This is a genomic window from Rhizobium sp. Pop5 (assembly GCF_024721175.1).
Taxonomy (GTDB): Bacteria; Pseudomonadota; Alphaproteobacteria; order Rhizobiales; family Rhizobiaceae; genus Rhizobium.
Genome location: NZ_CP099399.1, coordinates 3,710,147 through 3,731,153 on the forward strand (window position 1 = coordinate 3,710,147; position 21,007 = coordinate 3,731,153).

General features: G+C 62.3%; 20 protein-coding genes. 3 read left to right on the top strand and 17 right to left on the bottom strand.

All coding sequences use genetic code 11. The annotated features are described in order from the left end of the window. Positions 1 to 229 precede the first annotated feature (229 nt). Complete coding sequence (locus tag NE852_RS20415; RefSeq protein WP_008527990.1) at positions 230 to 619, bottom strand: hypothetical protein; 390 nt, start codon at positions 617 to 619, stop codon at positions 230 to 232. 111 nt (positions 620 to 730) lie between these two features. Next, positions 731 to 2,947 carry a primosomal protein N' gene (locus NE852_RS20420; RefSeq protein ID WP_258156011.1) on the bottom strand — a complete coding sequence of 739 codons (2,217 nt, stop codon included), beginning with the start codon at positions 2,945 to 2,947 and terminating at the stop codon, positions 731 to 733. Between the two features lie 187 nt (positions 2,948 to 3,134). Here NE852_RS20420 and NE852_RS20425 point away from each other — a divergent pair, with 187 nt between their 5' ends. Continuing rightward, positions 3,135 to 4,067, top strand: coding sequence for a dihydrodipicolinate synthase family protein (locus tag NE852_RS20425; RefSeq protein ID WP_008528000.1), 933 nt, complete (start codon positions 3,135 to 3,137; stop codon positions 4,065 to 4,067). Between the two features lie 132 nt (positions 4,068 to 4,199). On the opposite strand, the gene NE852_RS20430 is transcribed toward NE852_RS20425, so the two are convergent. Both NE852_RS20430 and NE852_RS20435 read right to left on the bottom strand, forming a co-directional pair. After that, positions 4,200 to 4,652, bottom strand: a complete 453-nt coding sequence (locus NE852_RS20430; protein WP_258156012.1) for a GNAT family N-acetyltransferase — start codon at positions 4,650 to 4,652, stop codon at positions 4,200 to 4,202. Between the two features lie 16 nt (positions 4,653 to 4,668). Next, positions 4,669 to 5,622, bottom strand: a complete 954-nt coding sequence (locus tag NE852_RS20435; protein WP_037171781.1) for a GNAT family N-acetyltransferase — start codon at positions 5,620 to 5,622, stop codon at positions 4,669 to 4,671. A gap of 138 nt (positions 5,623 to 5,760) precedes the next feature. On the opposite strand from NE852_RS20435, the gene NE852_RS20440 reads away from it, so the two are divergent. Beyond that, positions 5,761 to 6,696 carry a tyrosine recombinase XerC gene (locus tag NE852_RS20440; RefSeq protein WP_008528007.1) on the top strand — a complete coding sequence of 312 codons (936 nt, stop codon included), beginning with the start codon at positions 5,761 to 5,763 and terminating at the stop codon, positions 6,694 to 6,696. An 84-nt stretch (positions 6,697 to 6,780) separates the two neighbouring features. Beyond that, complete coding sequence (locus NE852_RS20445; RefSeq protein WP_008528008.1) at positions 6,781 to 7,857, top strand: TraB/GumN family protein; 1,077 nt, start codon at positions 6,781 to 6,783, stop codon at positions 7,855 to 7,857. Positions 7,858 to 7,869: 12 nt separating this feature from the next. On the opposite strand, the gene NE852_RS20450 is transcribed toward NE852_RS20445, so the two are convergent. The 13 genes from NE852_RS20450 to mdh all read right to left on the bottom strand — a co-directional run bounded on the left by NE852_RS20450 (position 7,870) and on the right by mdh (position 20,965). Continuing rightward, positions 7,870 to 8,370 (bottom strand): cytochrome b, encoded by a 501-nt coding sequence (locus NE852_RS20450; protein WP_008528009.1) that lies wholly within the window; start codon positions 8,368 to 8,370, stop codon positions 7,870 to 7,872. Between the two features lie 104 nt (positions 8,371 to 8,474). Beyond that, positions 8,475 to 9,881: a dihydrolipoyl dehydrogenase gene (gene lpdA / locus NE852_RS20455; protein WP_008528010.1), complete on the bottom strand. Its 1,407-nt coding sequence runs from the start codon at positions 9,879 to 9,881 to the stop codon at positions 8,475 to 8,477. 25 nt (positions 9,882 to 9,906) lie between these two features. After that, positions 9,907 to 10,545, bottom strand: a complete 639-nt coding sequence (locus tag NE852_RS20460) for a LysE family translocator (protein WP_008528011.1) — start codon at positions 10,543 to 10,545, stop codon at positions 9,907 to 9,909. Positions 10,546 to 10,566: 21 nt separating this feature from the next. Next, on the bottom strand, positions 10,567 to 11,319 hold the full coding sequence (locus tag NE852_RS20465) for an SDR family oxidoreductase (RefSeq protein WP_008528012.1): 753 nt from the start codon (positions 11,317 to 11,319) through the stop codon (positions 10,567 to 10,569). Continuing rightward, positions 11,316 to 11,846 (bottom strand): hypothetical protein, encoded by a 531-nt coding sequence (locus tag NE852_RS20470; protein WP_008528014.1) that lies wholly within the window; start codon positions 11,844 to 11,846, stop codon positions 11,316 to 11,318. Before NE852_RS20470 ends, NE852_RS20465 begins: the two co-directional genes overlap by 4 nt. Beyond that, positions 11,843 to 12,592, bottom strand: coding sequence for a DUF4241 domain-containing protein (locus tag NE852_RS20475; protein WP_008528015.1), 750 nt, complete (start codon positions 12,590 to 12,592; stop codon positions 11,843 to 11,845). The genes NE852_RS20470 and NE852_RS20475 overlap by 4 nt, the downstream gene beginning before the upstream one ends. 11 nt (positions 12,593 to 12,603) lie before the next feature. After that, positions 12,604 to 13,839 (bottom strand): 2-oxoglutarate dehydrogenase complex dihydrolipoyllysine-residue succinyltransferase, encoded by a 1,236-nt coding sequence (gene odhB / locus NE852_RS20480; protein ID WP_008528017.1) that lies wholly within the window; start codon positions 13,837 to 13,839, stop codon positions 12,604 to 12,606. A gap of 39 nt (positions 13,840 to 13,878) precedes the next feature. Next, positions 13,879 to 14,187 (bottom strand): YciI family protein, encoded by a 309-nt coding sequence (locus NE852_RS20485; RefSeq protein WP_008528019.1) that lies wholly within the window; start codon positions 14,185 to 14,187, stop codon positions 13,879 to 13,881. A gap of 15 nt (positions 14,188 to 14,202) precedes the next feature. After that, entirely contained in the window at positions 14,203 to 17,187 is a 2,985-nt protein-coding gene (locus tag NE852_RS20490) for a 2-oxoglutarate dehydrogenase E1 component (RefSeq protein WP_008528021.1), read from the bottom strand. Between the two features lie 168 nt (positions 17,188 to 17,355). Beyond that, positions 17,356 to 18,258 carry a succinate--CoA ligase subunit alpha gene (gene sucD / locus NE852_RS20495; protein ID WP_008528022.1) on the bottom strand — a complete coding sequence of 301 codons (903 nt, stop codon included), beginning with the start codon at positions 18,256 to 18,258 and terminating at the stop codon, positions 17,356 to 17,358. 13 nt (positions 18,259 to 18,271) lie between these two features. Next, positions 18,272 to 18,763 carry a DUF1579 family protein gene (locus NE852_RS20500; RefSeq protein WP_008528024.1) on the bottom strand — a complete coding sequence of 164 codons (492 nt, stop codon included), beginning with the start codon at positions 18,761 to 18,763 and terminating at the stop codon, positions 18,272 to 18,274. Between the two features lie 8 nt (positions 18,764 to 18,771). Continuing rightward, positions 18,772 to 19,965 carry an ADP-forming succinate--CoA ligase subunit beta gene (gene sucC, locus NE852_RS20505; RefSeq protein WP_008528028.1) on the bottom strand — a complete coding sequence of 398 codons (1,194 nt, stop codon included), beginning with the start codon at positions 19,963 to 19,965 and terminating at the stop codon, positions 18,772 to 18,774. A gap of 37 nt (positions 19,966 to 20,002) precedes the next feature. Beyond that, positions 20,003 to 20,965: a malate dehydrogenase gene (gene mdh, locus NE852_RS20510; protein ID WP_008528030.1), complete on the bottom strand. Its 963-nt coding sequence runs from the start codon at positions 20,963 to 20,965 to the stop codon at positions 20,003 to 20,005. Positions 20,966 to 21,007: the final 42 nt, after the last annotated feature.

Consider the following 21,007-nt stretch of genomic DNA (forward strand, 5'->3'; position numbering starts at 1 on the left):
CCGGCTCTCGGCGGGCGCCGAACCTATGATCTTGAATTCGTTTTGATTTCCCCCAGAAATCACAAGAGAAGCCTCTTGCTTCTTCCGAAATTCGGGGTCCGTCTAACATAGGATGTTCGGACTCGCAACACGCGTAATGCCCGAATAAGCCATTCACATGAATTTCTGTCCGCAAAATTGCGGAATGACCTGCAGCCATGCATGAGAAGCCGGCCGCCGGCCGTAAAAATTACGTCTGGATGAAGCCGAAAACATAAAGCAGCGGCAATGCCGCCAAAGCAATCTGCACAACCAAAAGTAAATAGTTGACGAGATTGCTCCCCTTATCGGACAGAATCGAGATGATGCGGGCAAAGGCGGCCATCACGAAGGAGGCGCCGAGCGCCATATAGATCCAGCTCTGAGCGAGCATGATCGCCGACAGCCCGAAGCCGAGATAAAACCCGCCCATTGAGCGCCCTTCGCCATAACCTTCCGGCCGCCCTTCCCGCGCTTGAAGGCCGAGAAGACGCAGGGCATGGCCCGGCGCAAACATCATGACGAAACCCACCAATGCCGTGAAGGCTGCGGAGCAGAACGCCAGCTGCTCGCCAAGCTCGGTCGGAAAATAGAACTCCATGCATCAGCCCCAAATCACTTGTGAATCGGTGTTTTATGGCATGGGCCGAAAAAGGAGGAAATGGTGGCGGGCCAGAAAAGCGACCCCAGAAAATCCGCAGCAGACGAGCGGCTACAGAAAACTCTGCGGATCGATGTCGAGCTGCACCTGCACCGATCCGCGCTCTTTCGGCGATTGCGACAGCATCGCCCGCAGGAACCCCTGCATGTCCGAATTCCGCCGTCCATGCACCAGAAGACGGAAGCGGTGGCGGCCGCGCACCAGCGCAAGCGGCGCTTCCGCCGGGCCGAGCACTGAGATACCGGAGACCTGCGGTGCCGCGTTGCGCATGCCGCGTGCATGGTTTTCGGCATCGTGGCGGGTCTCGGCGGAAACGATGATCGAGGCGAGCCTGCCGAAGGGCGGCAGGGCGGCGCGCTCGCGCTCGGTGATCTCGCGCTCGTAGAAGGCGCCAGAATCGCCTGATACAATCGCCTGCATGACCGGATGCTGCGGCTGGTAGGTCTGCAGCAGCCCATGGCTCTTGAGGCCGGTGCGTCCGGCGCGCCCCGTCACCTGCGACAGAAGCTGGAAGGTGCGCTCGGCCGCGCGCGGATCGCCGTTGGCGAGGCCGAGATCGGCATCGACGATGCCGACCAGCGTCATCAGCGGAAAATTGTGCCCCTTGGCGACGAGCTGCGTGCCGATGACGATATCGGCCTCGCCCTTGGCGATCGCTTCCAGTTCCAGCCGCAGCCGCTTCACCCCGCCCATGATATCTGAGGAGAGAACGATCGTCCGCGCCTCGGGGAAATGCCGCTCCACCTCTTCGGCGATGCGTTCGACACCCGGCCCGCAGGCAACGAGATGGTCGAGCGTGCCGCATTCCGGGCAGGCCTCCGGCGTGCGCTCGGCATGGCCGCATTGGTGGCATTGCAGCTGCTTGCGGAAGCGATGCTCCACCAGCCAGCTCGAACATTGCGGGCATTGGAAGCGATGGCCGCACACACGGCAGAGCGTCAACGGCGCATAACCGCGCCGATTGAGGAAGAGCAGCGCCTGCTCGCGCCTTTCCACCGTCTTGCCGATCGCCCGGATCAGCACCGGCGACAGGAAGCCGCCCCGCTCCGGCGCGTGCCTGCGCATATCGATGAGATGCAGGTCCGGCAACGCGGCGTCGCCGAATCGTGTCGGCAGATGCACCGTACTGTAGCGCCCGCTCTGCCCGTTGACCTGGCTTTCGACCGATGGTGTCGCCGACACCAGAATGACAGGAAAATCGCCGATGCGGCCGCGCACCACAGCCATGTCGCGGGCATTGTAGAAGACGCGATCCTCCTGCTTGTAGGCGGGATCGTGCTCCTCGTCGACGATGATGAGGCCAAGGTCCTCGAAAGGCAGGAACAGTGCCGAGCGGGCGCCGGCCACGACCCTGACTTCGCCGGTCACCGCCTGGCGCCACACCTTTTCACGCATGCGCGAGGCGAGATCGGAGTGCCATTCGGCAGGCTTCGCCCCGAAGCGATCCTGGAAACGCTCCAGGAAACTTGCCGTAAGCGCGATCTCCGGCAGCAGGATCAGCACCTGCTTGCCGCGTTTCAGCGTTTCGGCGATCGCCTCGAAATAAACCTCCGTCTTGCCAGAGCCCGTCACTCCGTCGATCAAGGACACCGAGAATTCTTGCCTGCGGATCTCAGAGACGATCTCCTCCGCCGCCTCTTTCTGAGGCCCTTCGAGACGCGCGGCGGCAAAATCCGGATCCGGCATCGCGACGACAGGCGGTGGCGGCAGGAACACCGTCTCGAAGATGCCGAGTGTGATCAGCCCGTCGACGACACTCGTCGACACACCCGCCGCGTGCGCCAGACCACTGCGCGTCCACGAAAAACCGTCAGACGCCGTATCTAGCACCCGGGCACGCGCCGGCGTCATCCGCTCCGGCTCGCCGCCCACGAGCTTCAGCCCCTCCACCATCGGTTCCGGCTCGAAGGCGTTAGGCGCCCGTAGCGCCATGCGGGCGACGAGGCCGGGCGGGGAGAGCGTGTAGGTCGCTACCCAGTCGATGAAATCCCGCATTTCCCTGGAGAGCGGCGGACAGTCGAAGACATGGCTGATCGGCCGGAGCTTCTTCGGATCGACGCCATCCTCGCCGCCGTCCCAGACGACGCCGATCACCTGCCGCGGCCCGAGCGGCACCTGCACGACCGAGCCGGGCTCGACCGCCATGCCATCAGGCACCGAATAGGAATAGGGTTTCGGCGCCGGCATTGGCACCAGCACCGGAACCGTTCGGTTCGCGGGCGGTGCCTCGAAAAGCGCGCCAAAGAGATCGGACGAATCTGTGCTCATCGCGCGAGACCATGCCCGCAAATTGCAGGAATTGGAACCGCAAAGACAAAGCAGCGCATCGGGCGGAGACGGTGATGACGAAGGTTTGCCGAGATTGCGCGCGCCCATAGGAAAAGGTTGCTGGGCGAGTGATTGGCTGCATACATTCGCTGAGAATTCTATTCGACGCTGAATGGGAGAGGAACGAATGGCCAGACTGACGGAAGATGCCAAGGGTGTTTATGTGATCGCCGTCACACCCTTTGCCGACGACGGCGCGCTCGATGTCGCCAGCATCGACAGCATGGTCGATTTCTATGAGAGCGCCGGCGTCACCGGCCTGACGGTGCTCGGTCAGCTGGGCGAAGCACCGAAGCTGACCGCGGAGGAATCGCGGACCGTGGTCGAGCGAGTGCTGAAGCGCCTCGACGGCCGCCTTCCCGTCGTCGTCGGCGTGTCGGCGCCGGGACTTGCCCCGATGCGCGAACTTGCCCAAGCCGTCATGGGCGCGGGTGCCGCCGGCGTCATGGTTGCGCCGCCCTGGACCGTCAAGACCGACGACCAGGCCTTCGCCTTCTACCAGTCCGTCGGCGAAGCATTGGGCGAAACACCCTTTGTCCTGCAGGATTATCCGCTCACCACCAACGTCACGATTGCGCCCAGGGTCATCGAGCGCATCGTCAACGAGGTGCCCAATTGCGTTATGCTCAAGCACGAGGATTGGCCGGGTCTTGCGAAGATATCAGCCCTTCGCGCCGCCAGCGATAGCGGCGCCATGCGGCGCATCTCGATCCTCTGCGGCAACGGCGGGCTTTTCCTACCGGAAGAAATGGGACGCGGCGCCGACGGCGCCATGACCGGCTTCTGTTACCCCGAGATGATGGTCGGCGTCGTCAAAGCCCACACTGCCGGCAATTCCGATCGCGCCCATGAGATCTTCGACGCCTATCTGCCGCTCGCCCGCTACGAACAGCAGCAAGGCATTGGCCTCGCCTGCCGCAAATACGTCCTTGCCAAGCGCGGCGTCATCAAGTCCGCCGCTCTGCGCAAGCCGGGCGCCAAACTCTCCACACTGGATATTGCCGATGTCGAGCGGCTGTTGGCGCGCCAGGCCATCCGCCTCAAGGAGATCGGCGCCTGACGCTTCGCTCTGACAGATCAACCGTCATCTCCGCGCCGCCGCCACTCCTTTACCGGTTAAGCGATACCCGCGCCGGCGATGGAAAAGCGGCAAACATGATTGCCGAGGACGATCGATAATGGTGTAGCAACTTCAAGCGGAGGCCGAACCGTCGAGATAAAAGACATGAGTATGGCCGTCCTGCACGCGAGGCTGAAATCCGAGCGATTCCCAGAATTTGGCCGCACCATCGTTTCCCGCATGAACGGTGACGATGCAGCAGAAGGACCGTGCATGGTCAAGCAGAGCTAGCACAAGCATCCGTCCGATGCCACGCCGACGCATTGGGCGACGAATATAGAACCGCCGCATCCGCAACGCTCCCGGCATGGCTGTTTCGACGGTCATGCCTCCGATCCCGGCGAGCGCTCCACCGACATAAGCGGCGAGCAGCCTTTCGCCATCGCGCTCGAACCTGACAGCACCAACCGCCCATTCGTCGATGAGGCGGGTGATATGAAGATAATCTTCCCGCCGCGCCTCGCTCGCGAGATCGGCAATCTCCGCAGGCAACCGATCGCGATGTATGCGGATGTCGATCGTCATGGCGATCCCGCCTTGTCTAGACCGCAGGAACCGGAATCTCGCGACCCTGCGCTGCTGCAACTGGCAAGCCGACCGGCGCGAACGTCGCATCGCCATCCGCTGCGAGATCGTACACCGTATGCTTCTCCAGCGCCTTCGTCACATCGTTGAGGTCGCCGTCCAGATGTTCGGCAGGAATGAGATTGCCGATGACGAAATCGAAGCGGTCGCCGCGTTTGTTCAGCAGCTCGTGAAAAACGGTCATGTCGCGAAGTTCCGTCGACCATTTCGCCAGCCAATAGAACAGGCCGGAATTGCGCGCCGTCATGTGCACGGGCAGGATCGGCAGATTGTATTTGCGCGCCAGCCCGACAGCCGAGGTTTTCCAGGGACGTTCGTTCAGCCGTCCGTTCGCCCAGTAGGCGATACGGCCCGAGGGAAAGAGCACCGTCGCCTTGCCTTCCTTCACCGCATGGTTCGTCAGGTGCAGCGTCTCGCGCGCCTTGAGCTTGCTCTTGTGCTCCTCCCGCCATTCCACAGGAATGATCATCTCGGCAAAGCGCGGATTGACGCGGATCGCATCACGATTGGCGAAGAACATCATATCCGGCCGGCGCGATTTCAGGAGATCGAACACCGCGACGCCATCGGCAATCCCTGTGGGATGATTGCTAACGAGGATGAAGCCGCCGGAAGCGGGAATGCGTTCGCCATTGGCAACGCTGATGTCGAGCTTCAGCACGTCGCTCAGATATTCGAACGACTGGAAGCCTGGCATCTTGGCGACGGCATTGGCGAATTCGATCGCCTTGTTATAGCGCAGAAGCGTGTAGAGGAACGGTCGCATGACAGGCCAGAGCGGATGTCTCACGATCCTCTGGCCGCGTTCGGCAATCAGCGTATCGACGATATGACCGGGCTTTCCCTGTGAGACGAGAACAATCGCTTCCGCGAGTTGTCCGAAAGCCGTCATGGAGTCGCGCCGTGCCATGAAAGATCCTGTCTATGGGGAATAAGCTATCGCAGTACAATATGATCTAAGGATGACAAGGCTCGGCGGGCATTAGCAATTCCATAACCGTTCCTGCTTCAAATTGGCGGACTTGAAGGCAAATTCAAGGCCAGTGACGTGAATGAACTCTTGATCATCGCCGACTCGAGCCTGATGGCGGAACGGGCCGCTTGGCTCGAAAACCTCGCCCGCGAGCGCCGTCTTTCCGAGCACACGCTCGACGCTTACGAACGCGACACTCGCCAGTTCCTGACCTTCCTGACCGGCCATCTTGCCGGCCCGGCGACGCTCGGCGATATCAGGGAATTGCGCCCGGCCGATTTCCGCGCATTCCTCGCGGCCCGCCGCAAGCAGGGTTCCGGCGCCCGTTCGCTCGGCCGCAATCTCGCCGGTCTTCGCTCACTGCTGCGCCACCTTGAAAAGAAGGGACTGGTCAATGCCGCCGGTGCTGGCGCGATACGCTCGCCGAAGCAGCCGAAATCGCTGCCCAAACCGCTATCGGACACGCAGGCGATCACCGTCGTCAGCGACGAGGCCCAACTCCATGACGAACCCTGGATCGCCGCGCGCGACGCGGCGGTCATGACGCTGCTCTACGGCTGTGGGCTGCGCATCTCCGAGGCCCTGGATCTCGTCCCCGCCGATCTGCCAAGCGGCGCAACGGCACTGCGTATCACCGGCAAGGGCAACAAGACGCGGCTGGTGCCGCTGCTACCGGTGGTTTTCGATGCCGTCGAGAAATATCGCGCGCTCTGCCCTTACGATCTCGAAAGCGGCGAGCCGCTGTTTCGCGGCGCTCGCGGCGGCAAGCTGCAGCCGGCGATCATCCAGCGCGCCATGCAGAAGCTGCGCAGCGCCTTCGGCCTGCCGGAGACGGCGACACCCCATGCGTTGCGCCACTCCTTCGCCACGCACCTGCTTGCGGGCGGCGGCGATCTGCGCACCATTCAGGAATTGCTCGGCCATGCGAGCCTTTCCACAACCCAGGTCTATACCGGCGTCGATGCGTCGCGGCTGCTCGAGGTGTATGATCGGGCGCATCCGCGCGCGTAAACTTTTGTTAACCCATTCTCTTAAAGGAATATGCGCAAGCCGCGCGTAGAGCATGACACGCAAGGGCATGTGGGGAATACCATCATGACGACATCTATCGGCCGCCGAACGTTTCAGCTTGCAGCGCCGGGCAATCTGCTGCTCGGGTTGATCGCGGCCTTTCACATGCTGTTACTGGCAGCTCTGCTTGTCGCGCTCCTGGCCGCACGGCCGGCAACGGCTGCCGACGAGACCTGCACCGGCCGTAACCTAATGGTCGAGCTGCAGCAGAACGACCCCGCCCGCTACGCCGAGGCGCTGAAGGAAGCCGACGCGACGCCGAACGGCAAGGGCATCTTCTGGAAGATCGAGAAGCCGGGAATTCAGCCGTCGTGGCTGCTCGGCAGCATGCATGTCACCGACCCGCGCGTGCTGGCCCTGCCGCCGCGCGCCCAGGCCGCCCATGACGCCGCCAACACGATCATCATCGAATCCGACGAGATCCTCGACGAACGCAAAGCGACGGCAGCGCTGCTCGCAAGACCGGAGCTGACGATGTTCACCGACGGCACGACGATCGACAAGCTGCTCTCGCCCGAGGATTACAAGCGCCTCGAAGCCGGCCTCAAGCAGCGCGGCATCCCGCTCGCCGCTGTCTCCCGCATGCGGCCCTGGATGATATCAAGCGCCGTCGCCCTGCCGGCATGCGAACTCGCCCGCAAGGCCAAAGGCGTGCAGTTCCTCGACCAGAAGATCGCCACCGACGCCCTTGCCGAAGGCAAGGAGGTCAAGGGGCTGGAGACGCTTGCCGAGCAGATCCAGGCCATGGCCGACCTGCCGGTGGAATTCCATGTAAAATCGCTGATCGAGACGCTGGAACTCGGCGACAAGATGAGCGACGTCGTGGAAACGATGACCGATCTCTATCTCTCCGGCGATATCGGCATGACCATGCCGATGCTGAAGACCGTGACGCCGCAGGAGAAGGACGAAAGCAGCGACTACGCCGCCTTCGAACAGCGCGTCATCCTCGACCGCAACAAGGTGATGGCCGAGCGTGCGGCACCCATTCTTGAGAGCGGCAACGTCTTCATGGCCGTAGGCGCTCTGCACCTGCCCGGCGAGCAGGGCGTCATCGAACTGCTGCGCAAGCAGGGCTTTACCGTCACCGCGGTCAACTGAGCCGACCCGCGGTCAGCCGAGCGTCATGCGGCGCAGCACGTTGCTTTTCCAATAGAAGTGATGGAGGAGAGCGCCGGCGACATGGGCCGCGATCAGCGCCCAGAGAATGACCTTCAGGACGTCTGCGTGAACCGACCCGGCAGAATGGATGCCGAAGTAATATGCGGCGACGCCGGTAAGAGGCATCGCGAAGATCAGGATATAAAGCCCTGCATGGGCAAGCTTGGCTGCAAGACGGAAGATCGCTGGCTCCTCCGAGACCTCGGGCGGAACGCCGTTGATGAAGCGCAGACAGAGCCTGAGGACGGCGAAGACCAGGATGGCGATGCCGACATAAGCATGGATATTCGCCGACGAAATCTGCTCGGGCGTCGGCACCTCCCCCCTGCGAATGAGCCGGTGCCAAATATTCATTCCGTCGGGAAACAGCAGATTGAAGAAGATCAGCAGCGCCACCGTCCAGTGAAGGAAACGCTGGCTGACACTGTAAGTCATGTTGGACGGCTGCTGCATTCCCGATCTCCGTGGGATACCCCCAAACTCTGCGATACCAGACAACTAAAACAGCCGCTCACCTCTCGGCAAGCGGCTGCGCGCTTCATTACGAAGATGTAAGCTTACATATGGATCGGCTTGAAGAAGGTTGCGAGCGCGGCCTCCTTGACCGCTTCCGACATCGTCGGATGGGCGTGGCAGGTCCGGCCGAGATCCTCCGACGACCCACCGAATTCCATCAGCACGGCGATCTCGTGGATCATCTCGCCGGCGCCGAAGCCAACGATATGGCCGCCGAGCACGCGGTCGGTTTCCTTGTCGGCGAGAATCTTGACGAAACCGTCGGTCGCCAACATCGCGCGGGCGCGGCCATTCGCCGTGAACGGGAACTTGCCGGCCTTGTAGGCGATGCCTGCCGCCTTCAGCTCTTCCTCGGTCTTGCCGACGGAGGCGATTTCCGGCTGCGTATAGACGACGCTCGGAATGACCTCGTAATTGACGTGGCCGTGCTGGCCTGCGAGGATTTCGGCAAGCGCCACACCCTCGTCTTCCGCCTTGTGCGCCAGCATCGGACCCTTCACCACGTCGCCGATCGCATAGATGCCGGCGACACTGGTCTTGAAGTGGCCGTCGATCTCGACGCGGCCGCGATTGTCGAGCGCCACACCTGCTTCTTCGAGGCCGAGGCCGGCGGTATAGGGTTTGCGACCGGTGGCGATCAGCACGACCTCGGCTTCGAGCGTCATCTTATCGCCGCCCTTGACCGGTTCGAACGTGACCTTGGCGCCCCTGCCGCCCTTTTCGACGCCGGTGACCTTGGCGCTAAGGTTGAAATCGATGCCCTGTTTGGCGAGCATGCGCTGGAACTGCTTGGAGACTTCGCCGTCCATGCCGCCGAGAATGGTGTCGAGATATTCGACGACAGTGACCTTGGCGCCAAGGCGCGACCAGACCGAGCCGAGTTCGAGGCCGATGACGCCGCCGCCGACGACGATCAGCGTCTCCGGCACCTTCTCCAGAGCAATGCCGCCGGTGGAGGAAATGATGGTTTTCTCATCAATCTCGACCTGCACGCCGGGAATGCCGGCAACGTCGGAGCCGGTGGCGATGACGATATTCTTGCCCTCGATCTCCTGCACCGTGCCGTCCTCGGCAGTGACGGAAACCTTGCCGGCCGAGACGATCCTGCCGGTGCCCTTGATGGCATCGATCTTGTTCTTCTTGAAGAGGAAGGCGACGCCGTCGACATTCGACTTCACCGTCGCATCCTTGTGCGCCATCATGTTACCGAGGTTGAGCGTCGGCGCCGGCACGTCGATGCCGAGCGCGCCCAGTCCGTGACCGGCCTGATGGAACATTTCGGAAGCATGCAGCAGTGCCTTCGACGGAATGCAGCCGACGTTCAGGCAGGTGCCGCCATAGGTCGCGCGCTTTTCGACGACGGCAACCTTGAGGCCGAGCTGGGCCGCTTTGACGGCGCAGACATAGCCGCCCGGGCCGGTTCCGATAATGATCACATCGTAAGACATTGCTTTTTTCCCTTTGGATTATCGTTTAGTCAGCCGCGCGCGCCAGCGCGAGGCGGAAGCCGAAGCCGACAAGTGCCGCTCCGGTGATGCGGTTGAACCATTTGCCGCTGGCGATGAAGCGGTCACGGATCGCCTTGACCGTGAAGAAATAGGAGACGCCGGCAAACCAGGCGACGAGCGCCGTCGCCATGCCGATGCCGTAGGAGAACTGGATCAGCGCAGGCGTATCGTGATGCACCAGCGTCGAAAACAAGGACAGGAAGAACAGCACCGGCTTCGGGTTCAGCGCATTGGTGATGAAGCCCATGCCGAGGCATTTCAGCATCGAGACCGGCTTGCGGTCCTCGGCTGTCACCTCGATCTCCCGCACCTTGAAGCCCGGCTCGCGGAAGGACTTGATGCCGAGATAGATGAGATAGGCCACACCTGCCCATTTGACCGTCGCAAACAGCATCAGCGATTGCGACACGATGAGGCCGAGACCGAGGATCGTGTAGCTGACATGGAAGAGCAGCGAGATGCCCATGCCGAGCCCGGTCATGATGGCGGCACGGCGCCCATGAACGATACTCTGGCGCAGAATGACAGCGAAATCGGCGCCCGGCGCGACGATGAAGATCGAGAAGACGGCCATCAGGCCGAGAAATTCGAATATATATGGCATGCAGTGTTTCGTCCTGTCGCTCTAGCGGCCGCCGCTCACGTTGAGGATTGTTCCCGTGACATAGGAGGCGGAAGAAGACAGAAGATAGAGGATCGCGTCCGCCACCTCCTCGGCCGTTCCCGCGCGCTGCATCGGGATCGATGACGCCATCTCGCGCGCCCGGTCCGGCAACCCGCCTGAGGCATGCAGCTCGGTTTCGATGATGCCGGGCCGGATGGCATTCACGCGGATGCCCTCGGCAGCAACCTCGCGCGCAAGCCCGATCGTGAACGTATCGATAGCCGCCTTCGAGGCGGCATAGTCGACGTACTGCGTCGCTGAACCCAGAACCGCCGCCATCGAAGAGACATTGACGATCGCGCCGCCCCGTCCGCCATGTCGGCTCGACATGCGTCGCACGGCTTCTCCCGCACAAAGGATTGAGCCGGTCACATTGATGCGCAGCATTCGTTCGATCCGCTCCGCCGACATCTCGTCGACCCGCTGCGGATAGTCGACGACCCCGGCATTGTTGACGAGCCCGTCCAGCCGGCCGAAATGACGATCGACGGCGCCAAACATCGAGGCGATATCGGCGGCCTTGCCGACGTCGCCCTCGATCGCAACCGCTTCACCGCCGGCCTCGGTGATCGCCGCGACGACGGCCTCTGCCGCCTCGCGGCTGGAAGCGTAGTTGACCGCGACGCGCCAGCCCTGACGCGCGGCAAGCCGCGCGACGGCGGCGCCAATGCCCCGGCTTCCGCCGGTCACGAGAACAACAGGTGCATCACTCATGTCGCGCACTCCTTGAAGGTCAACACATCCCAGGGCGCCACGGAAGCCTTGCCCTCGCCCCAGGCGCTCGATTCGCGGATGGCGGGGCCGAGGCCAGGAAGCACGAGCTTTTCGGCCGCCTCCGCGCCTTCCGGCTGCAGATTATCGATCTCACCCTTTGCATCCATGCCGAAGACGGCGCCCTGCCAGACCGTGCAGGCGTCGAGATCGGCGCCGGTCGCGTCGCCTTCCGGGCAATTGAACATCAGAATGCCGATCGCGCGCACCGGATCTTCCGATGGCATGACATAGCCTTCCATGATGACGGATGTCTTGAGCGCGCTGATCTTGAACTGGTTGCTGGCGGCGGCCGAGGGAGAATTCAACGGTGCAAAGCGCAATTCATAAGCGCCGTCGCGGTCGACGTAGACGGCTCGTTCCTGCTTGCACTCGGCGCCGGATGTGGCGGCAGGCACGGCGAAAAACGCGGCGGCCGCGATTGCAGCCACGCCTTTTCGTCTCGTCATGATGCCGATCCGTGCGCTCATTGTCCCGTCGGCTTTCTCCGCCCGTCGGCGTTCCCGATCACGCCGAAATCCGTCAGCAACACCAGCGGCCGGCCGTCCTTGTCGAGTCCCCAGAAGACCGGATAGAACCCGTCACCCCAGCCGCTCCAGAAGACAGCGACATTGCCCTTCTTGCCGGCGACCGGCCGGTGAAGCGCATAATGGCCCTTGGTAGCATCGAGTTCCGAAGCCAGCACGTCGTCGTAATAATTGATGTCGGCGTCAGGTTTTTGCGCCTGGACCTGCGCTTCACGCTCGCCGATCAGCGCGAGCGTGTCGGCATCCATGTAGCAGCCAAGGCCGGCATCGACGGGATAACCGAAGATCTCGCCCTCCTTCAGCGTCGCCGGATCCTGCCCGGGAACGACGGCGAGCTCCCAGTGATCCGGCTTGCCCTCGGCAAAGCGCATGCTGGCGGCGGCGACGCGCCCGGAGGCCTGATAGAGCGTGACCGGATATTCGCCCGGCGCGACCGTCCTTGTGAGCGCGGGCCGATCCGGCTGGGCGAGCGGATCAGCCGCAACGATGCGACCCGAAGTCAGCTCGACGTTGCCCATATGGATTACGCCGATCGACCGTCCTGAGAGTTCGGCGTCACTGAGCGCCACCAACTCGAAATTGCTGCCGGCCTTGCCGACATCCCAGCCAGCGACCGATGCGGAGACCGGAGCATGCGCGGCGGCAGCGCAAAGAAGGAGGCGCGCCGCTCGCAAGATCCCGTTCCGCATCGAAGCGCTCCTTAGAGATCGAGAACCAGGCGTTCCGGATCTTCGAGGCTCTCCTTGACGCGCACGAGGAAGGTAACCGCTTCCTTGCCGTCGACGATGCGGTGATCGTAGGAAAGCGCCAGATACATCATCGGGCGGATGACCACCTGGCCGCCGATAGCGACCGGCCGCTCCTGGATCTTGTGCATGCCGAGGATGCCGGACTGCGGCGCGTTGAGGATCGGCGAAGACATGAGCGAACCGTAGACGCCACCATTCGAGATGGTGAAGGTGCCGCCCTGCATGTCGGCCATCGAAAGCTGGCCGTCACGGGCTGCCTTGCCGAGGCGGCCGATTTCCTTTTCGATCTCGGCGATCGACATCTGGTCGGCATCGCGCACGATCGGAACCACGAGACCTTTGTCGGTGCCGACGGCGACGCCAATATGGCAGTAGTTCTTGTAGATGATATCGGTGCCGTCGATCTCGGCATTGACGGCCGGAAGCTCCTTCAGCGCATGCGTCACCGCCTTGGTGAAGAAGCCCATGAAGCCGAGCTTGACGCCATGCTTCTTCTCGAAGACGTCCTTGTACTTGTTGCGCAGGTCCATGACCGCTTTCATGTCCACCTCGTTATAGGTGGTCAGCATGGCAGCGGTGTTCTGCGCGTCCTTCAGGCGCTTGGCGATTGTCTGGCGCAGGCGCGTCATCTTCACGCGCTCTTCGCGCGAGGCGTCCTCGACCGTCGACGGGCCGCGTGCAGCCACGGGCGCTGCAGCGGGTGCGGCGGCCGGAGCGGAAATGCCCTTGGCGACGGCGGCGATGACATCGCCCTTCAGCACCTGGCCGCGCTTGCCGCTGCCGTCGACCTGGTCGGCGGAAAGATTGTTTTCAGCCAGCATCTTCGCAGCCGCCGGTGCTGCCGGCATGCTGGAAACGGAAGCGCTCGCCGACGCCGCAGCAGCGGCAGGCGCCGGAGCAGCAGGGGCGGCGGCCGGAGCAGCAGCGGCAGGCGCTGCGCTGGCGCCAGCACCTTCGGCGATCTGGCCGAGCAGTGCACCGAGACCAACGGTCTCGCCGGCCGCGGCGACGATTTCCGAAAGCGTGCCGGAGGTCGGTGCGGGAACTTCGATGGTCACCTTGTCGGTTTCAAGCTCCAGAATCGGCTCGTCAGCCTTGATGGCGTCGCCGACCTTCTTGAACCAGGTGCCGACGGTTGCCTCGCTGACGGATTCACCGAGAGTTGGAACGCGGATTTCTGTGGCCATTGTTCAAATCCTGATTTCGTGTGTGTTCGTTTATGCGTTTCAGACGGCGGGCGGCCGCAAAATGATCGAGGGCATCGGCAAAATATCGAAACGGAAACCGAAACCGGAAGTGATGATCGGGTCGGCATCAACAAGAGCTTGTGCTGCCATTTGATCCTCGACTTCGACGACCGCCATGCCGAAGGCGCCCTCACCCTCGAAGACGGGACCGACGACGATTGCCGATCCCGCAAGGGCATGCCGGTGCCAATATTCAGCATGGCGTTTCATCGCCGCCATTTCCTCCCCGGTCCCGTCATGCGGGAAAGTCGGGCGCGGCGGCAGCAGTCTCAAGAAGAAATAAGCCATTGCGCCCTCCTTTGTTTAACCGCCCAGGGCATCCTCGAGGAATGCCGAAAGCTGCGACAGATGCTTGGACATCAGGCCGGTGGCCGGCGAGGCGGCGGCAGGACGGCCGGTGTAACGGACGCGCTGATATTTCGCATCGATATGGGCAAGCACCCATTCAAGGAACGGGTCGATGAACGACCAGGCGCCCATGTTCTTCGGCTCTTCCTGGCACCAGACCATCTCGGCATTGCGGAAGCGCGACAGCTCGTTAATGAGCGCCTTTGCCGGGAACGGATAGAGCTGCTCGACGCGCAGGAGATAGATGTCGTCGATGCCGCGCTTTTCACGCTCTTCGAGAAGATCGTAATAGACCTTACCGGAGCACATGACGACACGGCGGATCTTGTTGTCCTTCTGCAGCTTGATCGGACCGTCCTTGATCACTTCCGCATCGTCCCAGAGCAGGCGATGGAAGGCGGATTCGCCGGCCAGTTCGGCAAGCGTGGACACTGCCCGCTTGTGGCGCAGCAGCGACTTCGGCGTCATCAGGATCAGCGGCTTGCGGAAGTCGCGCTTCAGCTGCCGGCGCAGGATGTGGAAGTAGTTAGCCGGCGTCGTGACGTTGGCGACCTGCATGTTATCTTCCGCACAGAGCTGCAGGAAGCGTTCCAGGCGAGCCGAAGAGTGTTCCGGACCCTGGCCCTCATAGCCGTGTGGCAGCAGGCAGACGAGGCCCGACATGCGCAGCCACTTGCGTTCGCCCGACGAGATGAACTGGTCGAAGACCACCTGCGCGCCGTTGGCGAAGTCGCCGAACTGCGCTTCCCAAAGCGTCAGCGCGTTCGGCCGGGCAAGCGAATAGCCATATTCGAAACCGAGAACGGCCTCTTCCGAAAGCATCGAGTTGATGACTTCGTAGCGTGCCTGCGTCGGCGCGAGATTGGCGAGCGGAATATAGCGCTCTTCGGTCTCCTGATCGTAGAGGACCGAATGGCGCTGCGAGAAGGTGCCGCGTTCGCAATCCTGACCGGAGAGGCGGATCTTATGGCCGTCGACGACCAGCGAACCGAAAGCAAGCGCTTCGCCCATCGCCCAGTCGATGCCCTCGCCGGTGGCTATCATGTTAGCGCGGTTTTCCATGAAGCGCTGGATCGTGCGATGCGCATTGAAGCCAGCCGGGATCTCCGAGAGCTTCCGGCCGATCTCCTTCAGCGTCTTCATCGGCATGGCGGTCTTGCCGCGGCGCTGCTCGTCGGCATTATCGGCCGTGCGCAGGCCTGACCATTCACCGTCAAGCCAGTCGGCCTTATTAGGCTTGTAGTGCTGGCCGGCCTCGAACTCCTGCTCGAGATGCGCGCGCCAGTCGGCCTTCATCTTCTCGACTTCGCCGTCGGTGAGCAGGCCTTCGCGGACCAGACGTTCCGCATAGAGCTGCAGGACCGTCTTGTGGCTGCGGATCACCTTGTACATCTTCGGCTGCGTGAAGGACGGTTCGTCGCCTTCATTGTGGCCGTAGCGGCGGTAGCAGAACATGTCGAGCACCACAGGCTTGTGGAACTTCATGCGGAATTCGGTGGCGATCTTGGCGCCGTAAACGACCGCTTCCGGATCGTCGCCATTGACGTGCAGGATCGGTGCTTCGATCATCTTGGCGACGTCGGACGGGTAGGGCGACGAGCGCGAGAAGGCCGGGTTCGTGGTGAAGCCAATCTGGTTGTTGATGATAACGTGCATCGTACCGGCGACGCGGTGGCCGCGCAGACCGGAAAGACCCAGGATTTCAGCAATGACGCCCTGGCCGGCAAAAGCCGCGTCGCCGTGGATCAGGAGCGGCAGAACCTTTGCGCGTTCGGAAAGCGGAATGATGTCGCCGTCCCAGACGGTGGCGCTCATATCCTGCTTGGCGCGAGCCTTGCCCATGACGACGGGGTCGACGATTTCGAGATGCGAGGGGTTCGCGGTCAGCGAGACGTGCACCTTGTTGCCGTCGAACTCACGGTCGGAGGAGGCGCCGAGATGGTATTTGACATCGCCGGAACCTTCGACTTCGTCAGGCGCGTAAGAGCCGCCCTTGAATTCGTGGAAGATGGCGCGGTGCGGCTTGCCCATAACCTGGGAAAGCACGTTCAGACGGCCGCGATGGGCCATGCCGAACACGGCTTCCTTGAGGCCGAGATGGCCGCCGCGCTTCAGGATCTGCTCCAGAGCCGGGATCAGCGATTCACCGCCGTCGAGGCCGAAGCGCTTGGTGCCCTTGAACTTGACGTCGAGGAACTGCTCGTAACCTTCGGCTTCGACGAGCTTGGCAAGGATCGCCTTCTTGCCTTCGGCCGAGAAAGCCACGCCCTTGTCCGGACCTTCGATGCGTTCCTGAATCCATGCCTTCTCCTCAGGATTGGAGATATGCATGAATTCGACGCCGAGTGTCGAGCAGTAGGTGCGCTCGAGAATCTCGATCATCTCGCGGATGGTCGCGTATTCCAGGCCGAGCACGTTGTCGATGAAGATCTTGCGGTCGTAGTCGGCGGCCGTGAAGCCGTAATTTTCCGGCGACAGCTCGCGATAGTCGTCAACGGCCGCGGCAATGCCGAGCGGATCGAGCTTGGCATGCAGGTGGCCGCGCATGCGGTAGGCGCGGATCATCATGATGGCGCGCACGGAATCGCGCGTCGCCTGCAGCACGTCGGTGCTGTCGGCGGGCTTGCCCTCAGCGGCGGTCTTCGCCTTCACCTTGGTCTCGATGACCTTCTCGACGATGCCCCAGTCGCCGTCGAGAGCCGACACCAGATCACCGCTTGCCTGCAGCGGCCAGTTCTTCTTGCGCCAGGAAGCACCCTTGGCCGCCTTCTTCACATCGGCAGGATCCTCTTCCAGCGCCTTGAAGAAGGTGCGCCACTGATCGTCCACCGACGCCGGATCCTCTTCGTAGCGCGCATATAGCTGCTCGATATAGGCCGCGTTGGCGCCATCCAGAAACGAGGTGATCTGAAACTGCTCGTTGGCTTCTTGCCGTGCCATGGTGATATGCGAACGCTTCCGTCCGCCTCCTGACTTTGATGATTTTGCCGGATCGATCGCCGGCTGCCGCATTCCGATCGCCGCCTGTCCGCGGCGCATCTGCTGGTCTCGTGTGCGAGCCGGGCGGAAGGCGCAGATGCCGTTCCTCCGCCCGGTCTATGGGTGGCTTCAGCCCTTGAGGACTTCAACCAGCGTCTTGCCGAGGCGGGCCGGCGACGGCGACACCTTGATGCCTGCCGATTCCATTGCCGCGATCTTCGATTCCGCATCGCCCTTGCCGCCTGAAACCACGGCACCGGCATGGCCCATGGTGCGGCCCTTCGGCGCCGTGCGGCCGGCAATGAAGCCTGCCATCGGCTTCTTGCGGCCCTTCTTGGCTTCGTCCTTCAGGAACTGGGCCGCGTCTTCTTCAGCCGAGCCGCCGATTTCGCCGATCATGATGATCGAAGTCGTGGCTTCGTCGGCGAGGAACATCTCGAGCACGTCGATGAACTCGGTGCCCTTGACCGGGTCGCCGCCGATGCCGACGGCCGTCGTCTGGCCGAGGCCCTCGTTGGAAGTCTGGAAGACGGCTTCGTAGGTCAGCGTGCCCGAACGGGAAACGATGCCGACCGAACCCTTGCGGAAGATCGAGCCCGGCATGATGCCGATCTTGCATTCTTCAGGCGTCAGGATGCCTGGGCAGTTCGGCCCAAGCAGGCGCGACTTGGAGCGGTCGAGGCGAGCCTTGACGCGTACCATGTCCATGACCGGGATGCCTTCGGTGATGCAGGTGATGAACGGGATCTCGGCGTCGATCGCTTCGATGATCGCATCGGCGGCACCGGCCGGCGGAACGTAGATGACGGTTGCGTCGGCGCCCGTCTTTTCCTTGCCTTCGGCAACGGTTGCGAAGATCGGCAGGCTTTCGCCCTTCGCGCCGGTCCAGGTTTCACCGCCCTTCTTCGGGTGGATACCGCCAACCATCTGGGTGCCGTAATAAGCGAGCGCCTGTTCGGTGTGGAAGGTGCCGGTCTTGCCGGTCAGGCCCTGAACGAGAACCTTGGTGTCTTTGTTGACGAGAATGGACATGCGAGGCCTTTGTTTAGGAGAGGTTGGAAGACGTGAGGGACGCGCGACGATAGGTGCCGCTGACGACCTCCTGCCAAGTATCGCTGCCTGCAGGCGAAAAGCTGACGCCCATCCGGTAGCAGTCTTCATTTTCGAATGCGAATACGGTGCGCTGTCTGCCGCGCGGTGAGGTCTTCATCAATACGAGTTCATTGCCGTTCCACTGGCCGGAAGCCGGCGAAGGCGGCGCAAAACCCGCAGTATCGAACTGGTAGAGCTTGTAGGCCTGGTCCGAACCATCGAAGCCGAAAACATTGCGGGCTTCGAACGAGACTTCGCCGTCGCGTATCTGGCGGTAGCACTGCTCGAGGAAAAATCCACCGAACAGCGTCTCGCCCGAAAGCTCGGCGCTGGCCTTGCCTTCCCTGGTCCACGCCGATGCCGCAACATCTTCCTCCCCTTCCCAGACGCCGGCAAAGGCGTTGAGGCGGAGATGAGCAGCCGATGGCGTGGACTGGAAAGCCATGACCGTCCTCAGCCGTTGATCGCCGCGACGATCTTCTTGGCCGCGTCGTCCAGATCATCGGCCGCCGTGATCGCAAGGCCCGACTCGTTCAGGATCTTCTTGCCGAGCTCGACATTGGTGCCTTCGAGGCGCACGACGAGCGGAACCTTGAGGCCGACTTCCTTGACCGCAGCAATGACGCCCTCGGCGATGACATCGCACTTCATGATGCCGCCGAAGATGTTGACGAGAATGCCTTCGACCTTGGGGTCCGCGGTGATGATCTTGAAGGCCGCAGCAACCTTCTCCTTACCGGCGCCACCGCCGACGTCGCAGAAGTTAGCCGGCTCTTTGCCGTAGAGCTTGATGATGTCCATCGTCGCCATGGCAAGGCCTGCGCCGTTGACCATGCAGCCGATATTGCCGTCGAGCGCGACGTAAGCGAGGTCCCACTTGGAAGCCTCGATTTCCTTGGCGTCTTCTTCGGTTTCGTCGCGGAGCGCTCTGACGTCGTCGTGACGGAAGAGTGCGTTGCCATCGAAGGACATCTTGGCATCGAGGACGCGGAGATGGCCATCCTTCATGACGATCAGCGGATTGACCTCGAGGAGCGCCATGTCCTTCTCGTTGAAGGCCTTGTAGAGCGCCGGAAAAAGCGACTTCGCATCTTCGGCGGCAGCGCCGTCGAGCTGAAGAGCCTTGGAGATCGCGGCAACGTCGGCTGCCGTGACGCCGGCTTCCGGATCGATGGCGATCGTGTGGATCTTCTCAGGCGTGTCGTGGGCGACGGCTTCGATATCCATGCCACCTTCAGTCGAAACGACGAAGGCCACCTTGCCGACCGAGCGGTCGACCAGGAGCGAGCAATAAAGTTCGCGGGCAATGTCGGCGCCGTCTTCGATATAAAGGCGGTTGACCTGCTTGCCGGCTTCGCCGGTCTGCGCGGTCACCAGCGTATGCCCAAGCATTTCCTTGGCATGGGCGACCACTTCGTCGATCGACTTGGCGAGGCGAACGCCACCCTTGGCATCGGGGCCGAGTTCCTTGAACTTGCCCTTGCCGCGGCCGCCGGCGTGGATCTGGCTCTTGACCACGTAAAGCGGGCCGGGAAGCGACTTGGCGGCAGCCTCGGCTTCCTCGACCTTGAGGATAGCCACACCCTGCGCGACCGGCGCGCCATAGCCCTTCAGCAGAGCCTTGGCCTGATATTCATGAATGTTCATGGGTTTATCCCTATTTCGATAACGTCAGCGCACCGGATTACTTGAGAGCGGGCGCGATGTTGATGCAGGCTTCGCAGAGACCGGCAACGGCGCCAACGGACTTGTCGAAGGCTTCCTTCTCGGTCTTGTTGAGGTCGATCTCGATGATGCGCTCGACGCCGCCGGCGCCGATGACGGTGGGAACGCCGACATACATGTCCTTGACGCCGTACTGGCCGGTGAGGTGGGCAGCGCAGGGCAGAACGCGCTTCTTGTCCTTGAGATAGGCTTCAGCCATTTCGATGGCCGAGGCAGCCGGAGCGTAATAGGCCGAACCGGTCTTCAGCAGACCGACGATTTCGGCGCCGCCATCACGGGTGCGCTGGATGATCTCTTCGAGGCGCTCCTTGGTGACCCAGCCCATCGTGACGAGATCGGTCAGTGGAATGCCGCCGACGGTCGAGTAGCGGGCAAGCGGCACCATCGTATCGCCGTGGCCGCCGAGAACGAAAGCGGTCACGTCCTGGACGGAGACGTTGAATTCCTTGGCAAGGAAGAGACGGAAGCGCGAGGAGTCGAGAACGCCGGCCATGCCGACGACTTTGTTGGCCGGAAGGCCGGAGAACTTCTGCAGCGCCCAGACCATGGCATCAAGCGGGTTGGTGATGCAGATGACGAACGCATTCGGGGCATATTTCTTGATGCCGGCGCCGACCTGTTCCATGACCTTGAGATTGATGCCGAGGAGGTCGTCGCGGCTCATGCCCGGCTTGCGCGGAACGCCGGCAGTGACGATGCAGACGTCGGCGCCTTCAATCGCGGAATAGTCGCTGGCGCCGGTCAGGTTGGCGTCGAAGCCTTCGACCGGGGAGGACTGTGCGATGTCGAGGCCCTTGCCCTGCGGAATGCCGTCCGCGATGTCGAAGAGGACGATGTCGCCCAGCTCCTTCAGGCCGGCGAGATGCGCCAGCGTGCCACCAATCATGCCAGAACCAATGAGTGCGATCTTGTTACGCGCCATTTCGCCGTTTCCTTTGCGATCAAATTCGTCGAACGACGCCAA

What these genes read in the sequence shown, in the direction of transcription:
- NE852_RS20490 (WP_008528021.1), bottom strand. Translation starts at nt 17,187, where the DNA reads ATGGCACGGCAAGAAGCCAACGAGCAGTTTCAGATCACCTCGTTTCTG.
- NE852_RS20485 (WP_008528019.1), bottom strand. Translation starts at nt 14,187, where the DNA reads ATGGCTTATTTCTTCTTGAGACTGCTGCCGCCGCGCCCGACTTTCCCG.
- odhB (WP_008528017.1), bottom strand. Translation starts at nt 13,839, where the DNA reads ATGGCCACAGAAATCCGCGTTCCAACTCTCGGTGAATCCGTCAGCGAG.
- NE852_RS20500 (WP_008528024.1), bottom strand. Translation starts at nt 18,763, where the DNA reads ATGGCTTTCCAGTCCACGCCATCGGCTGCTCATCTCCGCCTCAACGCC.
- sucD (WP_008528022.1), bottom strand. Translation starts at nt 18,258, where the DNA reads ATGTCCATTCTCGTCAACAAAGACACCAAGGTTCTCGTTCAGGGCCTG.
- mdh (WP_008528030.1), bottom strand. Translation starts at nt 20,965, where the DNA reads ATGGCGCGTAACAAGATCGCACTCATTGGTTCTGGCATGATTGGTGGC.
- lpdA (WP_008528010.1), bottom strand. Translation starts at nt 9,881, where the DNA reads ATGTCTTACGATGTGATCATTATCGGAACCGGCCCGGGCGGCTATGTC.
- NE852_RS20465 (WP_008528012.1), bottom strand. Translation starts at nt 11,319, where the DNA reads ATGAGTGATGCACCTGTTGTTCTCGTGACCGGCGGAAGCCGGGGCATT.
- NE852_RS20425 (WP_008528000.1), top strand. Translation starts at nt 3,135, where the DNA reads ATGGCCAGACTGACGGAAGATGCCAAGGGTGTTTATGTGATCGCCGTC.
- sucC (WP_008528028.1), bottom strand. Translation starts at nt 19,965, where the DNA reads ATGAACATTCATGAATATCAGGCCAAGGCTCTGCTGAAGGGCTATGGC.
- NE852_RS20415 (WP_008527990.1), bottom strand. Translation starts at nt 619, where the DNA reads ATGGAGTTCTATTTTCCGACCGAGCTTGGCGAGCAGCTGGCGTTCTGC.
- NE852_RS20420 (WP_258156011.1), bottom strand. Translation starts at nt 2,947, where the DNA reads ATGAGCACAGATTCGTCCGATCTCTTTGGCGCGCTTTTCGAGGCACCG.
- NE852_RS20445 (WP_008528008.1), top strand. Translation starts at nt 6,781, where the DNA reads ATGACGACATCTATCGGCCGCCGAACGTTTCAGCTTGCAGCGCCGGGC.
- NE852_RS20435 (WP_037171781.1), bottom strand. Translation starts at nt 5,622, where the DNA reads ATGGCACGGCGCGACTCCATGACGGCTTTCGGACAACTCGCGGAAGCG.
- NE852_RS20450 (WP_008528009.1), bottom strand. Translation starts at nt 8,370, where the DNA reads ATGCAGCAGCCGTCCAACATGACTTACAGTGTCAGCCAGCGTTTCCTT.
- NE852_RS20475 (WP_008528015.1), bottom strand. Translation starts at nt 12,592, where the DNA reads ATGCGGAACGGGATCTTGCGAGCGGCGCGCCTCCTTCTTTGCGCTGCC.
- NE852_RS20470 (WP_008528014.1), bottom strand. Translation starts at nt 11,846, where the DNA reads ATGAGCGCACGGATCGGCATCATGACGAGACGAAAAGGCGTGGCTGCA.
- NE852_RS20460 (WP_008528011.1), bottom strand. Translation starts at nt 10,545, where the DNA reads ATGCCATATATATTCGAATTTCTCGGCCTGATGGCCGTCTTCTCGATC.
- NE852_RS20430 (WP_258156012.1), bottom strand. Translation starts at nt 4,652, where the DNA reads ATGACGATCGACATCCGCATACATCGCGATCGGTTGCCTGCGGAGATT.